Source organism: Thalassospira sp. CH_XMU1458, from assembly GCF_037027205.1.
In the GTDB taxonomy this organism is placed as follows: domain Bacteria; phylum Pseudomonadota; class Alphaproteobacteria; order Rhodospirillales; family Thalassospiraceae; genus Thalassospira; species Thalassospira tepidiphila.
The window spans coordinates 561,677-578,577 of the sequence record NZ_JAYMDW010000003.1 but is presented as its reverse complement, the minus strand read 5'-3'; the positions used below and the strand labels follow the sequence as shown (position 1 = coordinate 578,577).

General features: G+C 55.3%; 13 protein-coding genes. 9 read left to right on the top strand and 4 right to left on the bottom strand.

Annotated elements, in window-relative coordinates; translation table 11 throughout:
* Positions 1-38: 38 nt before the first annotated feature.
* A complete protein-coding gene (gene gor / locus WBY09_RS16665) occupies positions 39-1,400 on the bottom strand; it encodes a glutathione-disulfide reductase (RefSeq protein ID WP_064782124.1) in 1,362 nt (453 codons plus the stop codon).
* A gap of 227 nt (positions 1,401-1,627) precedes the next feature.
* Between gor and WBY09_RS16660 the strand changes: the two genes are divergently transcribed.
* The gene (locus WBY09_RS16660) at positions 1,628-2,047 is read left to right on the top strand and encodes a DUF4870 family protein (RefSeq protein ID WP_063087371.1); all 420 of its coding nucleotides are present in this window, start codon (positions 1,628-1,630) and stop codon (positions 2,045-2,047) included.
* A 112-nt stretch (positions 2,048-2,159) separates the two neighbouring features.
* A complete protein-coding gene (locus tag WBY09_RS16655; RefSeq protein WP_336233341.1) occupies positions 2,160-3,608 on the top strand; it encodes a deoxyguanosinetriphosphate triphosphohydrolase in 1,449 nt (482 codons plus the stop codon).
* Between the two features lie 49 nt (positions 3,609-3,657).
* Here the strand turns inward: WBY09_RS16655 and WBY09_RS16650 are convergent, their stop codons facing one another.
* Together WBY09_RS16650 and WBY09_RS16645 are read right to left on the bottom strand one after the other, a co-directional pair.
* A complete protein-coding gene (locus tag WBY09_RS16650) occupies positions 3,658-4,401 on the bottom strand; it encodes a phosphoadenylyl-sulfate reductase (protein WP_197146828.1) in 744 nt (247 codons plus the stop codon).
* Positions 4,398-4,958, bottom strand: a complete 561-nt coding sequence (locus WBY09_RS16645) for a precorrin-2 dehydrogenase/sirohydrochlorin ferrochelatase family protein (RefSeq protein WP_197146827.1) — start codon at positions 4,956-4,958, stop codon at positions 4,398-4,400. Before WBY09_RS16645 ends, WBY09_RS16650 begins: the two co-directional genes overlap by 4 nt.
* A gap of 252 nt (positions 4,959-5,210) precedes the next feature.
* Here WBY09_RS16645 and WBY09_RS16640 point away from each other — a divergent pair, with 252 nt between their 5' ends.
* Positions 5,211-6,266, top strand: a complete 1,056-nt coding sequence (locus tag WBY09_RS16640) for a COX15/CtaA family protein (protein ID WP_064782127.1) — start codon at positions 5,211-5,213, stop codon at positions 6,264-6,266.
* A 19-nt stretch (positions 6,267-6,285) separates the two neighbouring features.
* Here the strand turns inward: WBY09_RS16640 and WBY09_RS16635 are convergent, their stop codons facing one another.
* Positions 6,286-7,554, bottom strand: coding sequence for a DUF3422 family protein (locus WBY09_RS16635; protein WP_063087365.1), 1,269 nt, complete (start codon positions 7,552-7,554; stop codon positions 6,286-6,288).
* Between the two features lie 209 nt (positions 7,555-7,763).
* Between WBY09_RS16635 and tldD the strand changes: the two genes are divergently transcribed.
* The 6 genes from tldD to WBY09_RS16605 all read left to right on the top strand — a co-directional run bounded on the left by tldD (position 7,764) and on the right by WBY09_RS16605 (position 16,881).
* Positions 7,764-9,197, top strand: a complete 1,434-nt coding sequence (gene tldD, locus WBY09_RS16630; RefSeq protein WP_008891569.1) for a metalloprotease TldD — start codon at positions 7,764-7,766, stop codon at positions 9,195-9,197.
* Positions 9,198-9,450: 253 nt separating this feature from the next.
* Positions 9,451-10,923 carry a tetratricopeptide repeat protein gene (locus tag WBY09_RS16625; protein WP_336233340.1) on the top strand — a complete coding sequence of 491 codons (1,473 nt, stop codon included), beginning with the start codon at positions 9,451-9,453 and terminating at the stop codon, positions 10,921-10,923.
* Between the two features lie 2 nt (positions 10,924-10,925).
* Positions 10,926-12,347, top strand: coding sequence for a FecR family protein (locus tag WBY09_RS16620; protein WP_197146825.1), 1,422 nt, complete (start codon positions 10,926-10,928; stop codon positions 12,345-12,347).
* Positions 12,348-12,402: 55 nt separating this feature from the next.
* Entirely contained in the window at positions 12,403-14,661 is a 2,259-nt protein-coding gene (locus tag WBY09_RS16615; protein WP_336233339.1) for a CHASE2 domain-containing protein, read from the top strand.
* A 103-nt stretch (positions 14,662-14,764) separates the two neighbouring features.
* Positions 14,765-15,787, top strand: coding sequence for a threonine aldolase family protein (locus WBY09_RS16610; protein ID WP_197146823.1), 1,023 nt, complete (start codon positions 14,765-14,767; stop codon positions 15,785-15,787).
* A 74-nt stretch (positions 15,788-15,861) separates the two neighbouring features.
* The gene (locus tag WBY09_RS16605) at positions 15,862-16,881 is read left to right on the top strand and encodes a threonine aldolase family protein (RefSeq protein ID WP_336233338.1); all 1,020 of its coding nucleotides are present in this window, start codon (positions 15,862-15,864) and stop codon (positions 16,879-16,881) included.
* The last annotated feature ends 20 nt before the right edge of the window (positions 16,882-16,901 follow it).

The window sequence follows — 16,901 nt, the reverse complement described above, 5'->3', positions numbered from 1 at the left end:
CCAATCAGGTCCCGCCTTTTTTCGTTAAAGCAGATTGCCTAGTTCGCAACCGGGAAGCGCATGGTGACGAATTCCTCTGCCGCAGACGGATGAACCGCAACGGTCTGATCGAACTGCGCCTTGGTTGCGCCCATGCGGACAGCAATGCCGATGCCCTGAATGATTTCAGCCGCATCCGGGCCGACCATATGCGCGCCAAGCACCACATCAGTGGTTTTGTCGACGACCAGCTTCATCAGCGTTTTTTCATCACGTCCCGAGAGGGTGTGGCGCATCGGCTTGAAGGTCGATTTATAAATTTCGATGTCCTTGCCCTTATCGCGCGCTTCTTCCTCGGAAAGCCCGACGGTGCCAACCGGTGGCTGGCTGAAGACAGCGGTCGGAATGGCCTGATAGGACATTGACCAAGGCTTACCGCCATAAACCGTATCAGCAAAGGACATGCCTTCCTTGATTGCGACCGGGGTCAGTTGCACGTGATCGCGGACATCGCCAACGGCATAGATGTTTGGCACGCTTGTCTGCAAACCGGCGTTGGTTTTGATCGCCCCGCGGTCGTTCAGCTCCACCCCGGCCTGTTCAAGACCCAGACCATGGGTTTTCGGTTCGCGCCCCGTGGCAAACATGATGGCATCGACTTCCTGATGCCCACCACCGGTCAGTGTCAGGCTAAGCGAGCCGTCGTCATTCTTTTCAATCGCCGTGACATTGGTCTCCAGACGCAGATCGATGCCCTTTTTGACGATTTCGGCGGCCAGATGGTTACGGATATCGTTATCAAAGCCACGCAGGATCTGATCGCCGCGATAGAACTGGGTCACATTTGCGCCAAGGCCAGCAAAAATACCGGCAAACTCGACAGCAATGTAACCGCCACCAACAACGGCGATGCGTTCGGGCAGGTCTTCAAGATGGAAGGCCTGATTGGATGAAATGGCATGTTCGATGCCCGGAATGTCAGGCATCACCGGTGTTCCACCCACCGCAATCAGAATGCGTTCGGCGGTCACCGTTTTGTCGCCGACCTCAAGGGTATGGGCATCTTTCAGGACCGCACGGCTTTCAAACAGCTCGACATTCGATCCCTTCAGAAGGCTTTTATAGATGCCATTGAGACGATTGATCTCGGTATCCTTGTTTTCGATCAGGGTCTTCCAGCTAAAGCTCGGTTCGCCCGGAAGGGTCCAGCCATAGGCGGAGGCATCTTCGAAATCCTCGGCAAAGTGTGCGCCGTAGACCAGCAGTTTTTTCGGCACACAGCCACGGATCACGCACGTACCGCCGACCTGGCTTTCCTCTGCGATGGCGACCTTGGCACCATATCCCGATGCCACGCGGGCGGCACGTACACCACCCGAACCGGCACCAACAACAAACAAATCAAAATCATAGTCCGACATGCGGAAATTCCTGTTTTTGGTCAATTGACAACATGGCGCCAAATGTAGGGCGAATTTGCCAAGAGTCGAGGCAAAACACGGTAAACCGGGCGTAAAATCCGCGTGAAAGGGCTCCAATGTGCCCGCAAAGGCGCAAGATGCCGCTATGGGATAGCTTTTGTAAACTTTCGCGCTATATGATGGCAAAGACGCGATGGGGATTGCGACAACTTGATAGGATTTTATCCATGAACGACCATATCCACGGTCAGGATGCGTCTTTTGACAATGCACCGCGCTATACTGACGAGCGCGGCGGGAATACGGCCGCTGTCTGTTACGGGCTGATGATCGCAACCCTGTTTACGGCCTTTGCCACCGGTTTGATTGCGCTGATTGTGTCCTATGTCGCGCGCGAAGACGACAATCACTGGACCAACAGCCACTACACGTTTGTCATCCGGACATTCTGGATCAGCATCCTTTATGCCATAATTTTGGGTTTCTTCACCTTCGTGATTGGCTGGATCCCGCTTCTGGGTTGGGCTGTCGTCGGGTTGATGGCGCTTTACACCACCGCCTGGTTTATCGGGCGTAATGTGATCGGCCTTCTGCGTGCGCTGAATGGCCGCCCGATTGATAACCCGCAAAGCTGGTTCTTTGGCTGATCGCCCATAAACGCGGTGCAATCGGGTCAAAGACTGTTTGTCCGATTGCACCGGACTCCCCGGCCCGTTAAAGTTGCCCGATAATAACATTTGATTTGGACAGGGGTAAAAAGTGGCGTCGTCTGTACAGGGTTCCGGCGATAAAATGCGCTGGGAAGATCTTCTTTCTTCTCATCGGCTTGAATTCAAGGATGGCAAAATTCGCCTGCCCGAAGGTGCCCCTTATCCGACACCCGATGGCCGAAGCCCGTTTCAGATCGATGTTGATCGGGTAATCTTCTCATCCTCGTTCCGGCGTTTGCAAAACAAGACGCAGGTTCACCCCTTATCCGAAAACGATCATGTCCATACCCGCCTGACCCACACGATCGAGGTCGGCTCGGTCGGGCAATCGCTTGGCCTGATGGCGGGCGCGCATATCGTCAAAAATCTGCCCAAGGGATCGGAGACCACCGTGGCCGATATCGGGTATATGGTGCAGGCCGCGTGCCTGGCCCACGATATCGGCAACCCGCCATTCGGGCATTCTGGCGAAGACGCCATCAATGAATGGTTCACCACATCGCGCCTTGCCAAGGACGAGCTGACATCGCGCCTTTCCGGGCCAGAACTTGAAGACCTGCGCCATTTCGAAGGCAACGCCCAAGGGTTGCGCATCATCAGCCAGCTTGAAATGAAGCGCTTTGACGGTGGGCTTAACCTGACTTACGGCACGCTGGGCAGTTTCATCAAATATCCGCGCAGCACGTCGGTCCCTGATGCCCGCCGCAAGGAATATACCGGCCTTAAAAAGCCTGGCTATTATCAGGCCGAACGCGACATTGCGCAGGCGATTGCCAGGGTTTGCGGCCTGTCCCCGCTTGAAGGATTTGATGGCGCATGGCGGCGTCATCCGCTGGTCTATCTGGTCGAGGCGGCCGATGACATTTGTTATTCCGTGGTCGATCTTGAAGATGGCTGGGAACTGGGCTGTGTCAGTTTCGAGGAAGTCGAACGTGCCCTTGCCCCGATTGCCCGCCATCCGGAAAAATATGACGGCGATGCCGAACAACGATGGAAAGACCTGCGTTCGGAAGGCTGGTATGCCGAAAAATCCGAAGATGACCGGATCGGCTTCCTGCGCGGCAAGGCGATTGGCAATCTGGTCAAGGCGGCGGTTGATGCCTTCATCGAATATGAAGACGCATTGCTTGCCGGCACCATCGAAGGTGATCTTTTGGCCAACACCCCGCTTGGCCCCTATGCCAAGGCGTGCAAGAAGCTGGCTGTGCAAAAGATCTATAACGCGCCGCATGTCCTGCCGATTGAAATGGCCGGGTTTGAAGTCATCAATGGCCTGCTTGACAGTTTTGTCCGGGCCGCCATCGACATTGATGAGCATAAAAACCACGGCAAGCGCCTGCCGCCGCAGGCGGATCGCATCGACAAGCTTCTGTCGGGCAAGCTGATGGCAGCCCCCGACCTCTATAGCCGCCTGATGCGGGTGATGGATTACATTTCCGGCATGACGGATCGTTATGCGGTGACACTGTTCAGGAAGCTTCAGGGCATCACCATCTAACAAAAAACCCGGCCAGATGGCCGGGTTTTTCATAAAAGGCTGATTGGGCCTAGATGATGTAGTGAATGCCGCACTCGGTCTTGTCCTGCCCGGCCCAGCGTCCGGCACGGACATCGGTTGTGTTGGGATCAACACGTTCGGTGCAAGGCATGCACCCGATGGACAGGAAGCCTTCAGCCTCAAGCGGATGACGCGGCAACGCGCGATGCTCAAAGATGTCTTCGATATCTTCGCGCTTGTACCCCGCCAGCGGATTGATCTTGATCCGCGAACCCGCCGGCTCGATCACCGGAAGCGCATCACGTTCGCCACCGTGGAAGCGTTTGCGCCCGGTCAACCAGGCGTCATAGCCCTCAAGCGCACGCTGAAGCGGCTCCACCTTGCGCAGATAGCAGCATTTCGCCACGTCCGAGGCAAACAGCATGCCGTTGGGATCCTCGGCCTTAAGCTTTTCCTCGTCCGGGCGCATGATCTTGATATTGGTCAGGCCCAAATGGTCGACCAGCTTTTCGCGATAGGTATGCGTTTCGCCAAACAGCTTGCGGGTATCAAGGAAGATCACCGGCAGATCACGGTCGACCTCGGCCACCAGCGCCAGAAGGGCGGCGGCCTCTGTCCCGAAGGATGAGGTCATGGTGATGCGGCCGTTGAATTCTTCATGCACCATCGGTTCAATTAGAGCGACACCTTGCAGATCTCCATAACGGCTTAGCAAAGCCGCAGCACGGTCTGTTGCCTCTTCGGTAGACATCGAACCGCCGGTCACAATATCTTCTTCGCGCAATACATTCATGGCAACCATCCACGACGATCAATAAAATCGTCGGTTTTCTCAAGTAACTGCTTCATATCAGCACCGTCGGCCTTCCACTTCTCTCGCTGGTCGGCAAGAATGGATAGACGTTCGGACCATTTCGGATCAAGCCAGTTCTCTATAGCACGACGAATGCGTCCTGCAAGTCTTGGACTCTTCCCATTGGTCGAAACCGTGATCATCAGATCACCGCGCTGAATGCGCGCGGGCGATGAAAAATCACAATATTGTTTGACGTCCTCGACATTCGCAATCGTGCCAACGGCCTTGGCAATGGAGGCCAGCTCGGCTGCCTTTTTAAGATCAAGGTCGATGATAAACATGATGGAGGCCGCGTTGACATCCGCCGAATTTGGCAAATAGCGCTGCAACCGATCACCGGCCTGTTCGGTCAGTTCGGGTATCGGGTCTTCAGAATAGACGGTAACGTATTTTGCCCCATCACCGTCAAACTGGCGCAACCGGTTCAGGGTGGCCTGACCGTTGCCGACCAAAGCGACCGAAAGTCGCGTCAGGTCCAGATTGATGGGAAACATCGTCGATCCTCTAATGCGGGTTTCTCTCTATTGCCCATGACTATGAGTGTGGATAGCAAATTATTCAATACATTTTTTATGTGTTTTATATATAAATAACACTAAATATTGGTATTTAATAGTTGCGAACTGACTGATCCATCAGACCCGATTTTTCCGTAAAGCTTTTCCTGCAATTCTTGCAAAATCGCCCTATATTGGGCCAAATTTCAAAACCCGTCCGCCAGAAGATATCGTCAAGAGAGCGTCCAGATGTCCAGCAGTGCCTCCCCTGCCCTGTCCGAAGTCAGCCTTGCGCACCCACAAGCCAACAAAAACGTCGCCATCTGGCTGTTTTCATGTGCGGCGATGGTGTTCATCATGGTGGTGATCGGCGGCTTGACGCGCCTGACTGAATCCGGGCTTTCGATTGTGGAATGGCGGCCCTTTACCGGCATCATTCCGCCGATGAATGAGGCCGACTGGCAAACGCTTTATCAAAAATACAGCCAGTATCCCGAGTTCCAGAAGATCAACGCATGGATGTCGGTGGAGGATTTCAAATCGATCTTCTGGCTGGAATTCATCCACCGCCTGTGGGGACGGTTGATCGGGATCGTGTTCTTCATCCCGTTTGTCTGGTTCCTGGCCAAGAAATCGATTGATCGCGCAACCAAGTGGAAGCTCTGGGGGCTGTTCATCCTTGGTGGTCTGCAGGGCCTGATGGGCTGGTACATGGTGATGAGCGGTCTGGTTGATCGCCCCGATGTCAGCCAGTATCGCCTGACCGCGCACTTCGGTCTGGCACTGGTTATTTTCATCGCCCTGCTGTGGGTTGCCCTGCAACAGTTGAGCCCGCGTGTGACAACCACAGCCGCGTCAACGCGCGCCTTGCAGTTGCTGTGTCTGATTGTGCTTACCGCCCTGTCCGGCGGCTTTGTCGCCGGTCTTAATGCCGGGCACATATACAACACCTTCCCGCTGATGGACGGGCAACTGATCCCCGATGGCCTGTTCGTGTTTGATCCGGCCTGGCTCGCGCCATTTGAGGACCACATGACAGTGCAGTGGGATCATCGCTGGCTGGCGAAACTGACATTCGTGATGGTGCTGGTGTTCTGGTGGCGTGCTGGCAAATGGGACCTTAACCCCAACCAACGCTTTGCCACCCATCTGGTTCTGCTTGCGGCCTGCCTGCAGGTCACGCTTGGCATCACAACGCTTCTGAGCGTCGTGTGGCTACCGCTGGGTGTCGCCCATCAGGCCGGTGCGGTTGTTCTGGTTGGGACTACAACCTATGCCGCCTACAAACTGCGCGATACGGCCTAAGTCGCGGACGTATCGTTAGTTAGTCATCGGCACGATGCAGCGCCTTGCGGATGCGGTGCATCGAAAACCAGATCGCGCCCAGCACCAGTGGCACGGCAACACCGGTGGCAACCCGGTCGTTGATCGGAACGCCGGTATCCTTGATCGCCTTGAACAGGTAACCCAGAAGCCCGACCGCATAATAGGTGATGGCGGCCACCGACAAACCTTCGACGGTTTGTTGCAGGCGCAGTTGCAGTTTCACACGCCGGTCCATGCTGGCCAGAAGGTCGCGGTTTTGCGCCTCAAGCAGGATATCAACACGGGTGCGCAGCAGGTTGTTGGCTCGCGCGACACGCTTTGACAGAACTTCCAGCCGATCGCCGATATTCTGGCAGGTCCGCATTGCTGGCGCCAAGCGGCGTTCAAGGAATTCGGCAATGGTTTGCATGCCTTCGATGCGTTCTTCGCGCAGTTCGCCAAGGCGCGCCTGTACGATGCGGTAATAGGCCCGCGCTGCACTGAACCGGTAATTGAGCGAGGCTGCCATTTCCTCGGTCTGGGCGGCAAGGTCGGTCAGTTTGGCGAGTGTTTCTTCGTCATTGGTCTGGGTTTTACTCGCCATTTCAGCGGTGATTTCCGACAGGCGGGTATCGATTTCCGATACCTTGGGTGTCGCCGTATGTGCCAACGGAAAGGCCAGCAGCGCCATCATGCGATAGACCTCAATTTCCTTAAGCCGCTGCACCAGACGCCCGGCCTGAAGGTGTTCGAGGCCGCAATCCTTGATCAGGATGCGCCCAAATCCATCGCCATGCAGGCGAAAATCCGTCCAGACCTGTGCCGTGCCCCCCAATATGCGGCTGCCGGTCAGGCCATTGTGATCAAACAGCCGGGAAAGCTCATCCTCACTCCGCTCAGCCTTGTCGACGACGATATGCAACCCCACCAGCAATTGTCCCGGTGTTTCATCAAGCCAGTCGCGCGGCACAAGATTGATCACCGGGTCTTCGAACGGGTTATCGAATGGCTCGGTGCGTTTGAAGACATAGACCGTGAATTCCGCGTGCCGTTCCCAGATGACGGAAAATCCATCACAGGCGGCTTCGAAATATTTTTGATCTGCAGCTGGTGGCGTCAGGCTGTAGCGGTGGCAAAAGGCGGTGAAGTGGTCGCGCACCGCGTCATCAAGGTCTTCGCCCGTTTGAAAGGCAAGGCAGGAACACCGCGCCGGGCTAGTCACACCACCAAACGGTCGGGCATGGATTTCATTATGAAGGGCGACGCGCTGGGGATGTTCGACAAACATTGCCACGGGCTTTCATAATTGGTTATTGCAGTCTATATAAACCACTCGGGCCATTGCTTTGTCCTCTGCCCGAACAAGTACCTGTATAGATGAAAGTCGAAGGCATCAGAAACCCTAAATTGAGTAAGGGATAATACTGCCTCAACTGAATTATCGTACAGGGAAAGACATTTTCTCTGGCCGTGTTATCGCGGCCCCAAGGAGGTTCCATGACCGATCTTCGCACCACCGACAATCTGTTTTTCGCCAAGGGTGATCTTGATCGCGACCGGCTTGAAACACAGGTCAATGATGCACTCAGCGCTGCCGAAGACGGGGAACTGTTCCTTGAATATCGCCAATCCGAAAGCCTTGTCTGGGATGATGGCCGCCTGCGCAGTGCGAACTTTGATACCGCACAGGGCTTTGGCCTGCGCGCTGTTGCCGACGAGGCGACCGCCTTTTCGCATTCCAACGAACTCTCCAATGACGCGGTTGCGCGTGCCGCCGAAACCGTCAAGGCGGTTGGCTCGGGCCGCTCGGGCAAGGTTGATCTGGGATCAATCGGTACGAACGTATCGCTTTATTCCGACGTGAACCCGCTGGGTGAGGCCACATTTGAGGCCAAGGTCGACCTTTTGGCCCAGATTGATGCCTATGCGCGTTCGCGTGACCCGCGTGTGGTACAGGTTTCCGCCTCAATCTCAGGCAACTGGCAGGCCGTGCAAATCTGGCGTTCCGGCGGACAGCGTATTGGCGATATTCGCCCGCTTGTGCGTTTTAACGTCTCGGTCGTTGTCAAACAGGGCGATCGCATGGAAACCGGATCACACGGCGAAGGTGGCCGGATTGGTTATGACGGGTTCTTTGATGAGAAAACCTGGAAAAAGGCGGTTGATGAGTCGCTCCGTCAGGCGGTTGTGAACCTTGATTCAGTCGCCGCACCGGCGGGTGAAATGACCGTGGTGCTTGGCCCGGGTTGGCCGGGCATTTTGCTGCACGAAGCCATCGGTCACGGCCTTGAAGGTGATTTCAATCGCAAGGGCACCTCTGCCTTTGCCGGGCTTCTGGGCCAGCGGATAGCATCGCCGGGTGTGACGGTGGTTGATGATGGCACCATCCATGACCGTCGCGGGTCGCTGTCCATTGATGATGAAGGCACGCCAACCCAGAAAACCGTCCTGATCGAGGATGGCATCCTCAAGGGCTTTATGCAGGATCGCCTGAACGCGCGCCTGACCGGTGTCAAATCCACCGGTAACGGACGTCGCCAATCATACGCCCACGCCCCGATGCCACGCATGACCAACACTTATATGCTCGGTGGCGACAAGGAGCCGGAAGAAATTCTGGCCTCGGTCAAAAAGGGCATCTATGCCGTCAACTTTGGCGGTGGTCAGGTCGATATTACATCTGGCAAATTCGTGTTCTCGGCCTCCGAAGCCTATCTGATCGAGGATGGCAAGCTTGGCGCACCGGTCAAGGGCGCGACCCTGATCGGCAACGGGCCAGACAGCCTGACCAAGGTTTCCATGATCGGCAATGACATGGCGCTTGATGATGGTATCGGTACCTGTGGCAAGGACGGGCAAGGTGTTCCTGTTGGTGTCGGGCAACCGACGCTCCGCATTGATGGTCTGACCGTCGGCGGGACCGCAGTATAACCCTGGGTGACCTATGGATAGGAGCAAAACCACCTTTCGATAAATTCACTATACGCAAGGTGCGAAATACTATCCACCCACACATGGCAACACCAACCTGCCGAATGGCTATCCCTGTCTTTTCAAAGACCATAATCTGATTTGATCGTTTCCAAACAGGTTATGGTCGCCATTCGGGTTTCGTCGCCAAACTTTCTGCTGACATTACGTGTACCCGATGACGGTCCTGACCTGCCAATGGTAGGAAAGCAGTTTGACGACAGGCAGATGGCAGTACGTTACCGCGCTGATTGCAGCGGGTCTAACGTCGCTTGCAATCGGAACAACCGGGGTAAGCGCACAGCAAAGCATTGATGTGCGCACAGACGAAGCACGCCAGTTTTCCGAAGATTTCGAGCGACTCACCGACGTAACCGCACGGGCTAACTTTCTGCTGAGTACCGATGATGGCGGCGACATCACCTATGCCGACATCCTTGCAAATCCCGATGACATCGTCCTCAACTTCCGCTGGGCCAAGGCCCAGCTGGCGCGTGGCGACGTCCGCGGGGCATCGGCAACCCTTGAACGCATTCTTGTTCTGGACCCGGATCTGGCACCGGTACGCCTTTATTACGCGATTGTTCTTTATCGCCTTGATAGCCTGGACGAGGCCCGCAGCCAGTTTGATCGCCTGTTGCAAATGGATATCTCGCCAGATGTCGAAGCCAATATCCGTCAGTATGTCAGCGCCATCGAGCGCCGCCGCAAGCGCTTGTCCCAAAGCCTGACCCTGACACTGGGAAGCCAGATTGACAGCAACCGCAACGCGGCCCCGAACGACAAGGTCCAGCTTCTGACCGGCACACCGACGACCATCACCGCAAGCGAAGACAAACCCAACAACGACATCGCCTATATCGGGGCGCTTCGCTATGACGTCAGCTATGATCTTGGCTATCAGGAAGGTCACGAGGTTTTTGCAAGTTTAACCGGCTATGGCAGTGACCAGGTTCAGCTCGACGCGCTGGACCTTGGATCCTTTTCGGCAGAAATCGGCACACGTATTCGCGGCGGATACTGGATGCTGACCCCGACACTCAGCCAGACCGCGCAGTCGCTTTCGCGCGAGAAGTACCTGACCGCCAGAACCGGCCGCCTGCGGCTGGACTGGAACGTGCGCCCGTTCTTTAACCTCAACGGCGATATCACCTATTCTGACGAGCGATATCAGAACACATCTGAATCCAGTGCGCTTCGCTTGCATTCCGGTCAGCGCTATGGCGCACGGATCGGGGGCAACTACAATTGGTCGCCAAATCATCGTACGACGCTGAATTTTGCGGCCGGGATGAAGGATGCCGCCAGAAACTATTATAGTTACAATAGCTTGAGCGGCGAGCTGATCCATGCTTATCTGTTTGGCGGGGGAAGTTACATCAGCGGAAGTATTCGCTATGGCATGGACCAGTACCGGGATCCGGATTTTCTGACGACCGGCAATTCGCCGCAACATCGCACGGATCGCAGCACTCGGATCCGCCTGACATACGGTGCACCGCTTGCGACGATATTGCCGACCGACTTGTTTGGGGATAGCGAAACGGCAAATCAGATACTTGGCTTTCTGGCACCGATCAACTGGTCGGTCACCGGTGAGTATCTGAACACAAAATCAAACATTCCCAACTACGAATACCATAACGCACGTGCACAGGTATTTCTGACACGCCGCTGGGAGTTCTAGTGATGCATAAGGCCAAATATTCGCCCCTGAAATCGAATGCGACAATCCGTCGATTTGCCGGCAAAACGCTGCTTTGCGCACCTTTGATTGCCGCAACAATCTTGATGGCGCCAAAACCCGCCAGTGCAGAACTTGAAGCCGAAATGGCGGGCGTCTCGGCCGCTGTAACCGGCGAAATCACACTTTCCAAAGTCACCGGCGAAGTCGGCATTCTGGTTGAAAGTGGCATGCCGGTCTATCTGGGGGATCGGATCGTTACATCGGCCAACTCGGGCATGCAGGTCCTGTTGCTTGACGAAACGGTCTTTACCATCGGCCCGAACAGCGACGTTGCGATTGACGAGTTCGTCTATGACCCGGCCACCGGCGACGGACGCATTGTCGCCGATATGGCCAAAGGTGTGATGCGCTTTGTCACCGGCAAAATCCCGCTCAACAATCCATCGAGCATGGATGTGAACCTGCCGGTCGGCTCCATCGGTATTCGCGGCACCATTGGCCTGATCCGCTCCATGACCGCCGAACAAGCAAACGAAATCGTGCCGGGCAGTTTTGATACCACCGACGCAAACACCGCAAACCAGCTGGTTTTCATGGCGGTGAACCAAGGACCCGGTCTTTCGCGTAATGACACGACATCACGGCCCGGCGCCTTTGCCGCCTTTAACCAGAATGGCGGCTCACAACGCGTGACTGGCGAAAATTTTGGCGTCTTTGTTTCAGACAACAATGTCACCACGCCCACACGTTTCCCGACCAGTGCCGCAACGTTTGATTTTTCAGCAAATGTTGTCCGCACCGCATCACTTGGTGGTGGCTCGGATTCCGGTGCAGGTGCAAACTCGACCTCATCCACCACGCAGCAGCCTGTTGTCACGAGCCAGCAAACCGGACAGGCGCAAAACCAGACCGGCGCAACCAGCGCGCAGGCCGTTGACGTCGCCATGGCGCAAATTGGAACAGTCAACAGCGCCCAAAATGTCGCTGAAACCACGTCGATCCTGAATAATAATCTGGTCAACAATACAAGCAGTTCAGGCGGCTCATCTGACCCATTTAACTATGACGGACTTCGTCAGGTAATGAGTGGTAGCGCCACAACAGGCACCTTGAATGTCAGTGGCGGCGGAATTTCTTACAGTTTCTCGACAACGGTCGATTACGCAAACAGAAAGATCGATGTTTCATTTACCAGCATCAATGATGGCGTAGGGACAGGAGGATCGGCATCCTTTTCCGGTTTCGACTACTCAGCAAGTTCCGGAAATGTCGCCTTCGACAACAGCGCTTTTAGCTATAACGCCGCCTGCAATACGATGAACTGTAATCCGTCTGCGACATTTACGGATGCGACACATGTCGATTTCAATGTGAAGACCACGAACGTTCCGAACGGAAATGCATCATCCGGGACATTGAATTGATCCTCTTGATCCTTCGATCAAAGGCACAATCATGGGTCTGAGAAAATTCGGTCTTATGACCGGACTGCAATATATCGTTCCGCTGGCCATACTCTTCACCTGCATCATTTTGCGCTGGCAGAATGTGCCGGTGATTGATCAGCTGCGTTTAACGGTTTTCGATCTTTATCAACAAATTGCACCGCGCGCTTATGAAGATGTCGGCGTGCGGATTGTCGATATTGATGAGCGCAGCTTGGCAAGTGAGGGCCAATGGCCTTGGCCGCGTACCAAGCTTTCGGAATTGCTTTATCGCCTGCGCGCCAATGGGGCGATTGTTGTTGGCTTTGATATGGTTTTTGCCGAGCCTGATCGTACATCACCATCACGCGTGATCGACGATTGGCCGCAAAGCACCGAACGTGACCGTATTGCGGAAATGGCAAAGGCCTTGCCCGACCACGACCAGCTATTTGCCCAATTCATCAAGGGTACTGGCAACGTGGTCACCGCGGTTCAGCTCCGCAATGGTGAGTTTGATGCCCTTCCCCGCCAGGTCGGGAATTTCAGTGCAGCCGGCGAAGCAGGTCGCACGCTTTCGGATTTCGTTCCGGTCTTGCCAAGTGCAGCCAAAAACCTTGATGTTATCGAGGCGGCTGCAACTGGCAATGCGCTGGTGAACGTCTCGCCAGGTCAGGACGGGATTGTACGCCGTGTACCGTTGATGGCTGCCATCGATCATGAACAGCCAGGGATTGGCAAGCCGGTCTATCCGACACTCAGCCTTGAGATGCTGCGCGTTTTACAAAATGCCCCCAAGACCATGCTGGTGCGGATGTCCGGGGCGAGCGGCAGCACACGCTGGACCAACTCGGAAGGCATCGCGTCCGTTCGCGTTGGTGCCCTGACCATCCCGACGGATCGTGCCGGGTATATGTGGGTGCATTTTACCGGCCATCAGAAGGACCGGTACCTGTCGGCGACAGATATCCTTAACGGATCAGTCGGAACCGACATCCTTCAAAATAAAATGGTCCTGCTGGGGACGAGTGCGGCCGGGTTGCTTGATTTGCGCTCCACCCCGCTTGATCGCGTGATCCCCGGGGTCGAAGTACATGCCGAGATGCTTGAACAGATGCTGCTTGAGCATTTCCTTACCCGTCCCTATTGGGCGGCGGAGGTCGAAATGCTGGTCCTTCTGATCGTCGGCATGTTTTTTATTCTGGCAGTCCCACGGCTTGGTGCGGTCTGGCCGGCGGTGATTGGTCTGGCGATTGCCACCAGCGCGATCGGCATTTCCTGGTGGGCCTACTCAGATAAACTCGTACTCATCGATCCGCTCTATCCGATTGTCGGTTTGGCAGCCGTCTATCTTGCGACCAGTTCGCTTGGTTTCATGCGCACCGAAGGTGAACGCCGTCAGGTGCGCGCCGCCTTTGCCAACTATCTGTCACCGGCATTGGTGGCGCAACTGGCCGAACATCCCGAGCGTCTGAAACTGGGCGGGGAAACCCGTGACATGACCCTGATGTTCTGTGATGTCCGCGGATTTACCGCCATCTCGGAAGGTTTCAAATCCAATCCACAAGGCCTGACACGCCTGATCAACAGGCTTCTGACACCGCTGAGCGACTGCATCCTGAACCGTGAGGGCACGATTGATAAATATATGGGCGACTGCATCATGGCGTTCTGGAACGCGCCACTGGATGTTAAAAACCATGCCCATAATGCCTGTGACAGCGCGCTTGCGATGCGACATGCGCTTGAAAAGCTTAATGACGAGCGCAAACAGGAAGCAGAACAGGCCAATGAGCCCTTCCTGCCGCTCAATGTCGGCATCGGGATCAATTGCGGCGATTGTCTTGTCGGCAATATGGGATCGGATCAGCGCTTTGATTATTCGGTGCTGGGCGATGCGGTTAACCTTGCATCCCGGCTTGAGGGACAATCAAAGAACTATGGCGTCGATGTCGTTCTGGGCGAGGATGTTGCCAAACGGATTGGTAATGATTTCGCACTGATCGAACTCGATTTGATCACCGTTAAGGGCAAAAGCGAAGCACTGCATGTCTTTGCCCTGCTGGGCGATAAGGACATGGCGGCATCAGCGCAGTTCAAAAACTTCGCCGATTTGCACGCGGCCATGCTTTCGGCCTATCGCGCCCGAAACTGGGATGAGGCCGAAAATTTGATCGCAGAATGCCAGCAGGCATCAAGCGATTTTGCGAAGCTTGGCGACCTTTATGATCTTTACGCCAGCCGCATCGCTTTGTTCAAAGAAACGCCCCCACCAGCCGATTGGGATGGCGTATTCATCGCCACCAGCAAATAGCTTACTTGCCAAGCACGCAAAATCCAAACAATCTTGGCCAACCACCAAACAGCATTGCCTTGCCAAACTGCGCGCCTTTTTACGTCATCCCTTTGAGGCCCCAATGAACTTTTCATCTGACAATGTCACCCCGATCTGTCCGGAAATCCTTGCGGCTATCGCCGCCGAAAGTGATGCCAGCGCCCTGCCCTATGGCGCGGATGACAAAAGCCAAAAGCTTGATGCTGCTTTTTCAGAATTGTTCGGGCGTGATGTATCCGTCGTGCCGGTTGCAACCGGAACGGCGGCCAACGTCATTGGGCTTTCTGGGCTGGTGTCGCCGTTTGGCGGCGTGGTCTGTCATCACCACGCCCATATCAATGTCACGGAATCCACAGGTGTCGCCTTTTACGGCGGCGGGGCGAAGCTGCTGGGGATTGACGGGCCTTCGGCAAAGATCGAAGCAGACGCACTGGATGCCTATTTGACCAACCATGTTTCAAACGGCATGCATTCGGTTGATCCGGAATGTGTTGCGATCACGCAAAGCACGGAATTCGGTACCGTCTATGGCGTTGATGAAATTCAGGCGATTGGATCGGTTTGCCAAAAACACAATATGCGGCTTTTCATGGATGGGGCGCGTTTTGCCAATGCGGTTGCCGCCCTTGATTGCCCCCCATCTGAAATCACTTGGAAAGCCGGTGTTGACGTCCTGAGCTTTGGCGCGACCAAGAACGGTGCGTTGGCTGTTGATGCGATCGTACTGTTTGATCCGAAACTCCGGCGCAAAACGGAACAGAACCGCAAGCGCGGAGGCCATCTGTTTTCCAAGCACCGCTATCTTGCCACACAGCTTCTGGCTTATCTTGAAGATGATTTGTGGCTGCGCAATGCCCGTCACGCCAACGCAGCCGCACAGGCACTCGCCAAATCCCTTTCAAGCATGGGGGCAAAGCCGGCCTTTGTTCCCCAGGGGAACGAGCTGTTTATTCTCATGACCAATGTGTTGGCCGAAAAGCTCCGCGATGCAGGTATTGTATTCCGCCCCTGGCCGTCACTTGGTCCGGATGCCTATCGGTTTGTCTGTGCCTGGAATAGTCCGATCGAGATGATCGAAGCCTTGCCGGAAACCGTTGGTCAATAGCACAGCCTTGCCATGCCGCCCGGTTGCATGTGATATCACCGCCCCAATGCCACCAAAAAACGACGAGATTTAAGATGAATTTTGCCTCGGACAATGTATCGCCCTTTTGCCCGGAAATTCTGGAAGCCCTGACAAAGGACGCGTCTGTCAATGCGCCGGCCTATGGCGGTGACGATCTCAGCCAGCAACTCGATGCTGCCTTTTCCGAGCTGTTTGACAAGGAAGTTGCCGTCATCCCGGTTGCAACCGGCACTGCGGCAAACTGTATCAGCTTATCTGCGCTTGTTTCGCCTTATGGCGGGGTGGTTTGCCACCATGAAGCCCACATCAACGAGGATGAAAGCACGGGCGTTGCCTTCTTCACGGGCGGCGCGAAGCTTTTGCCGATGGATGGCCCGGCGGCAAAGCTTGAAGCAGATGGCCTTGATGGCTTTGTCAGCGGTCTGGTTGATCGCGGTGTGCATTCGGTGTCGCCTGAATGTGTGGCGATCACACAGGCCACCGAACTTGGTGCGGTTTACACGGTTGATGACGTCAAGGCGATTGGCGAGGTCTGCCGCAAGCATGACCTGCGCCTGTTTATGGACGGGGCGCGGTTTGCCAATGCGATGGCACATCTCAAATGCCATCCGGCCGATGTCACCTGGAAAGCCGGCGTCGATGCCCTCAGCTTTGGCGCGACCAAAAATGGTGCGATGGCGGTTGATGCCATTGTTCTTTTTGACACCAGCTTGAAACCCCGGATCGAGCAGGCGCGCAAACGCAGTGGCCATCTGCATTCCAAGCACCGCTATCTGGCGACCCAACTTCTGGCCTATACCAAGGATGATGTCTGGCTGAAAAATGCCGCCCATGCCAACGCAGCAGCGCAGGCCCTTGCCGACGTCCTGATCAAACAGGGCGCAACACTTACGCATGCGGCAGAGGGCAATGAGCTGTTTGTCAAAATGTCCCCGGAGCTTGCCGGAAAATTGCGTGATGCCGGTCTTATGTTTCACGGCTGGCCGTCGCTTGGCGCCGATGTTTATCGATTTGTTGCGGCGTGGAACGCGGATATCGTGCAAATCACCAAACTCAATACCACTCTAGGGTAGAAATTGAGGCAAAAAGGCCG

What these genes read in the sequence shown, in the direction of transcription:
- gor (WP_064782124.1), bottom strand. Translation starts at nt 1,400, where the DNA reads ATGTCGGACTATGATTTTGATTTGTTTGTTGTTGGTGCCGGTTCGGGT.
- WBY09_RS16660 (WP_063087371.1), top strand. Translation starts at nt 1,628, where the DNA reads ATGAACGACCATATCCACGGTCAGGATGCGTCTTTTGACAATGCACCG.
- WBY09_RS16650 (WP_197146828.1), bottom strand. Translation starts at nt 4,401, where the DNA reads ATGAATGTATTGCGCGAAGAAGATATTGTGACCGGCGGTTCGATGTCT.
- WBY09_RS16645 (WP_197146827.1), bottom strand. Translation starts at nt 4,958, where the DNA reads ATGTTTCCCATCAATCTGGACCTGACGCGACTTTCGGTCGCTTTGGTC.
- WBY09_RS16640 (WP_064782127.1), top strand. Translation starts at nt 5,211, where the DNA reads ATGTCCAGCAGTGCCTCCCCTGCCCTGTCCGAAGTCAGCCTTGCGCAC.
- WBY09_RS16635 (WP_063087365.1), bottom strand. Translation starts at nt 7,554, where the DNA reads ATGTTTGTCGAACATCCCCAGCGCGTCGCCCTTCATAATGAAATCCAT.
- tldD (WP_008891569.1), top strand. Translation starts at nt 7,764, where the DNA reads ATGACCGATCTTCGCACCACCGACAATCTGTTTTTCGCCAAGGGTGAT.
- WBY09_RS16620 (WP_197146825.1), top strand. Translation starts at nt 10,926, where the DNA reads ATGCATAAGGCCAAATATTCGCCCCTGAAATCGAATGCGACAATCCGT.
- WBY09_RS16615 (WP_336233339.1), top strand. Translation starts at nt 12,403, where the DNA reads ATGACCGGACTGCAATATATCGTTCCGCTGGCCATACTCTTCACCTGC.
- WBY09_RS16610 (WP_197146823.1), top strand. Translation starts at nt 14,765, where the DNA reads ATGAACTTTTCATCTGACAATGTCACCCCGATCTGTCCGGAAATCCTT.
- WBY09_RS16605 (WP_336233338.1), top strand. Translation starts at nt 15,862, where the DNA reads ATGAATTTTGCCTCGGACAATGTATCGCCCTTTTGCCCGGAAATTCTG.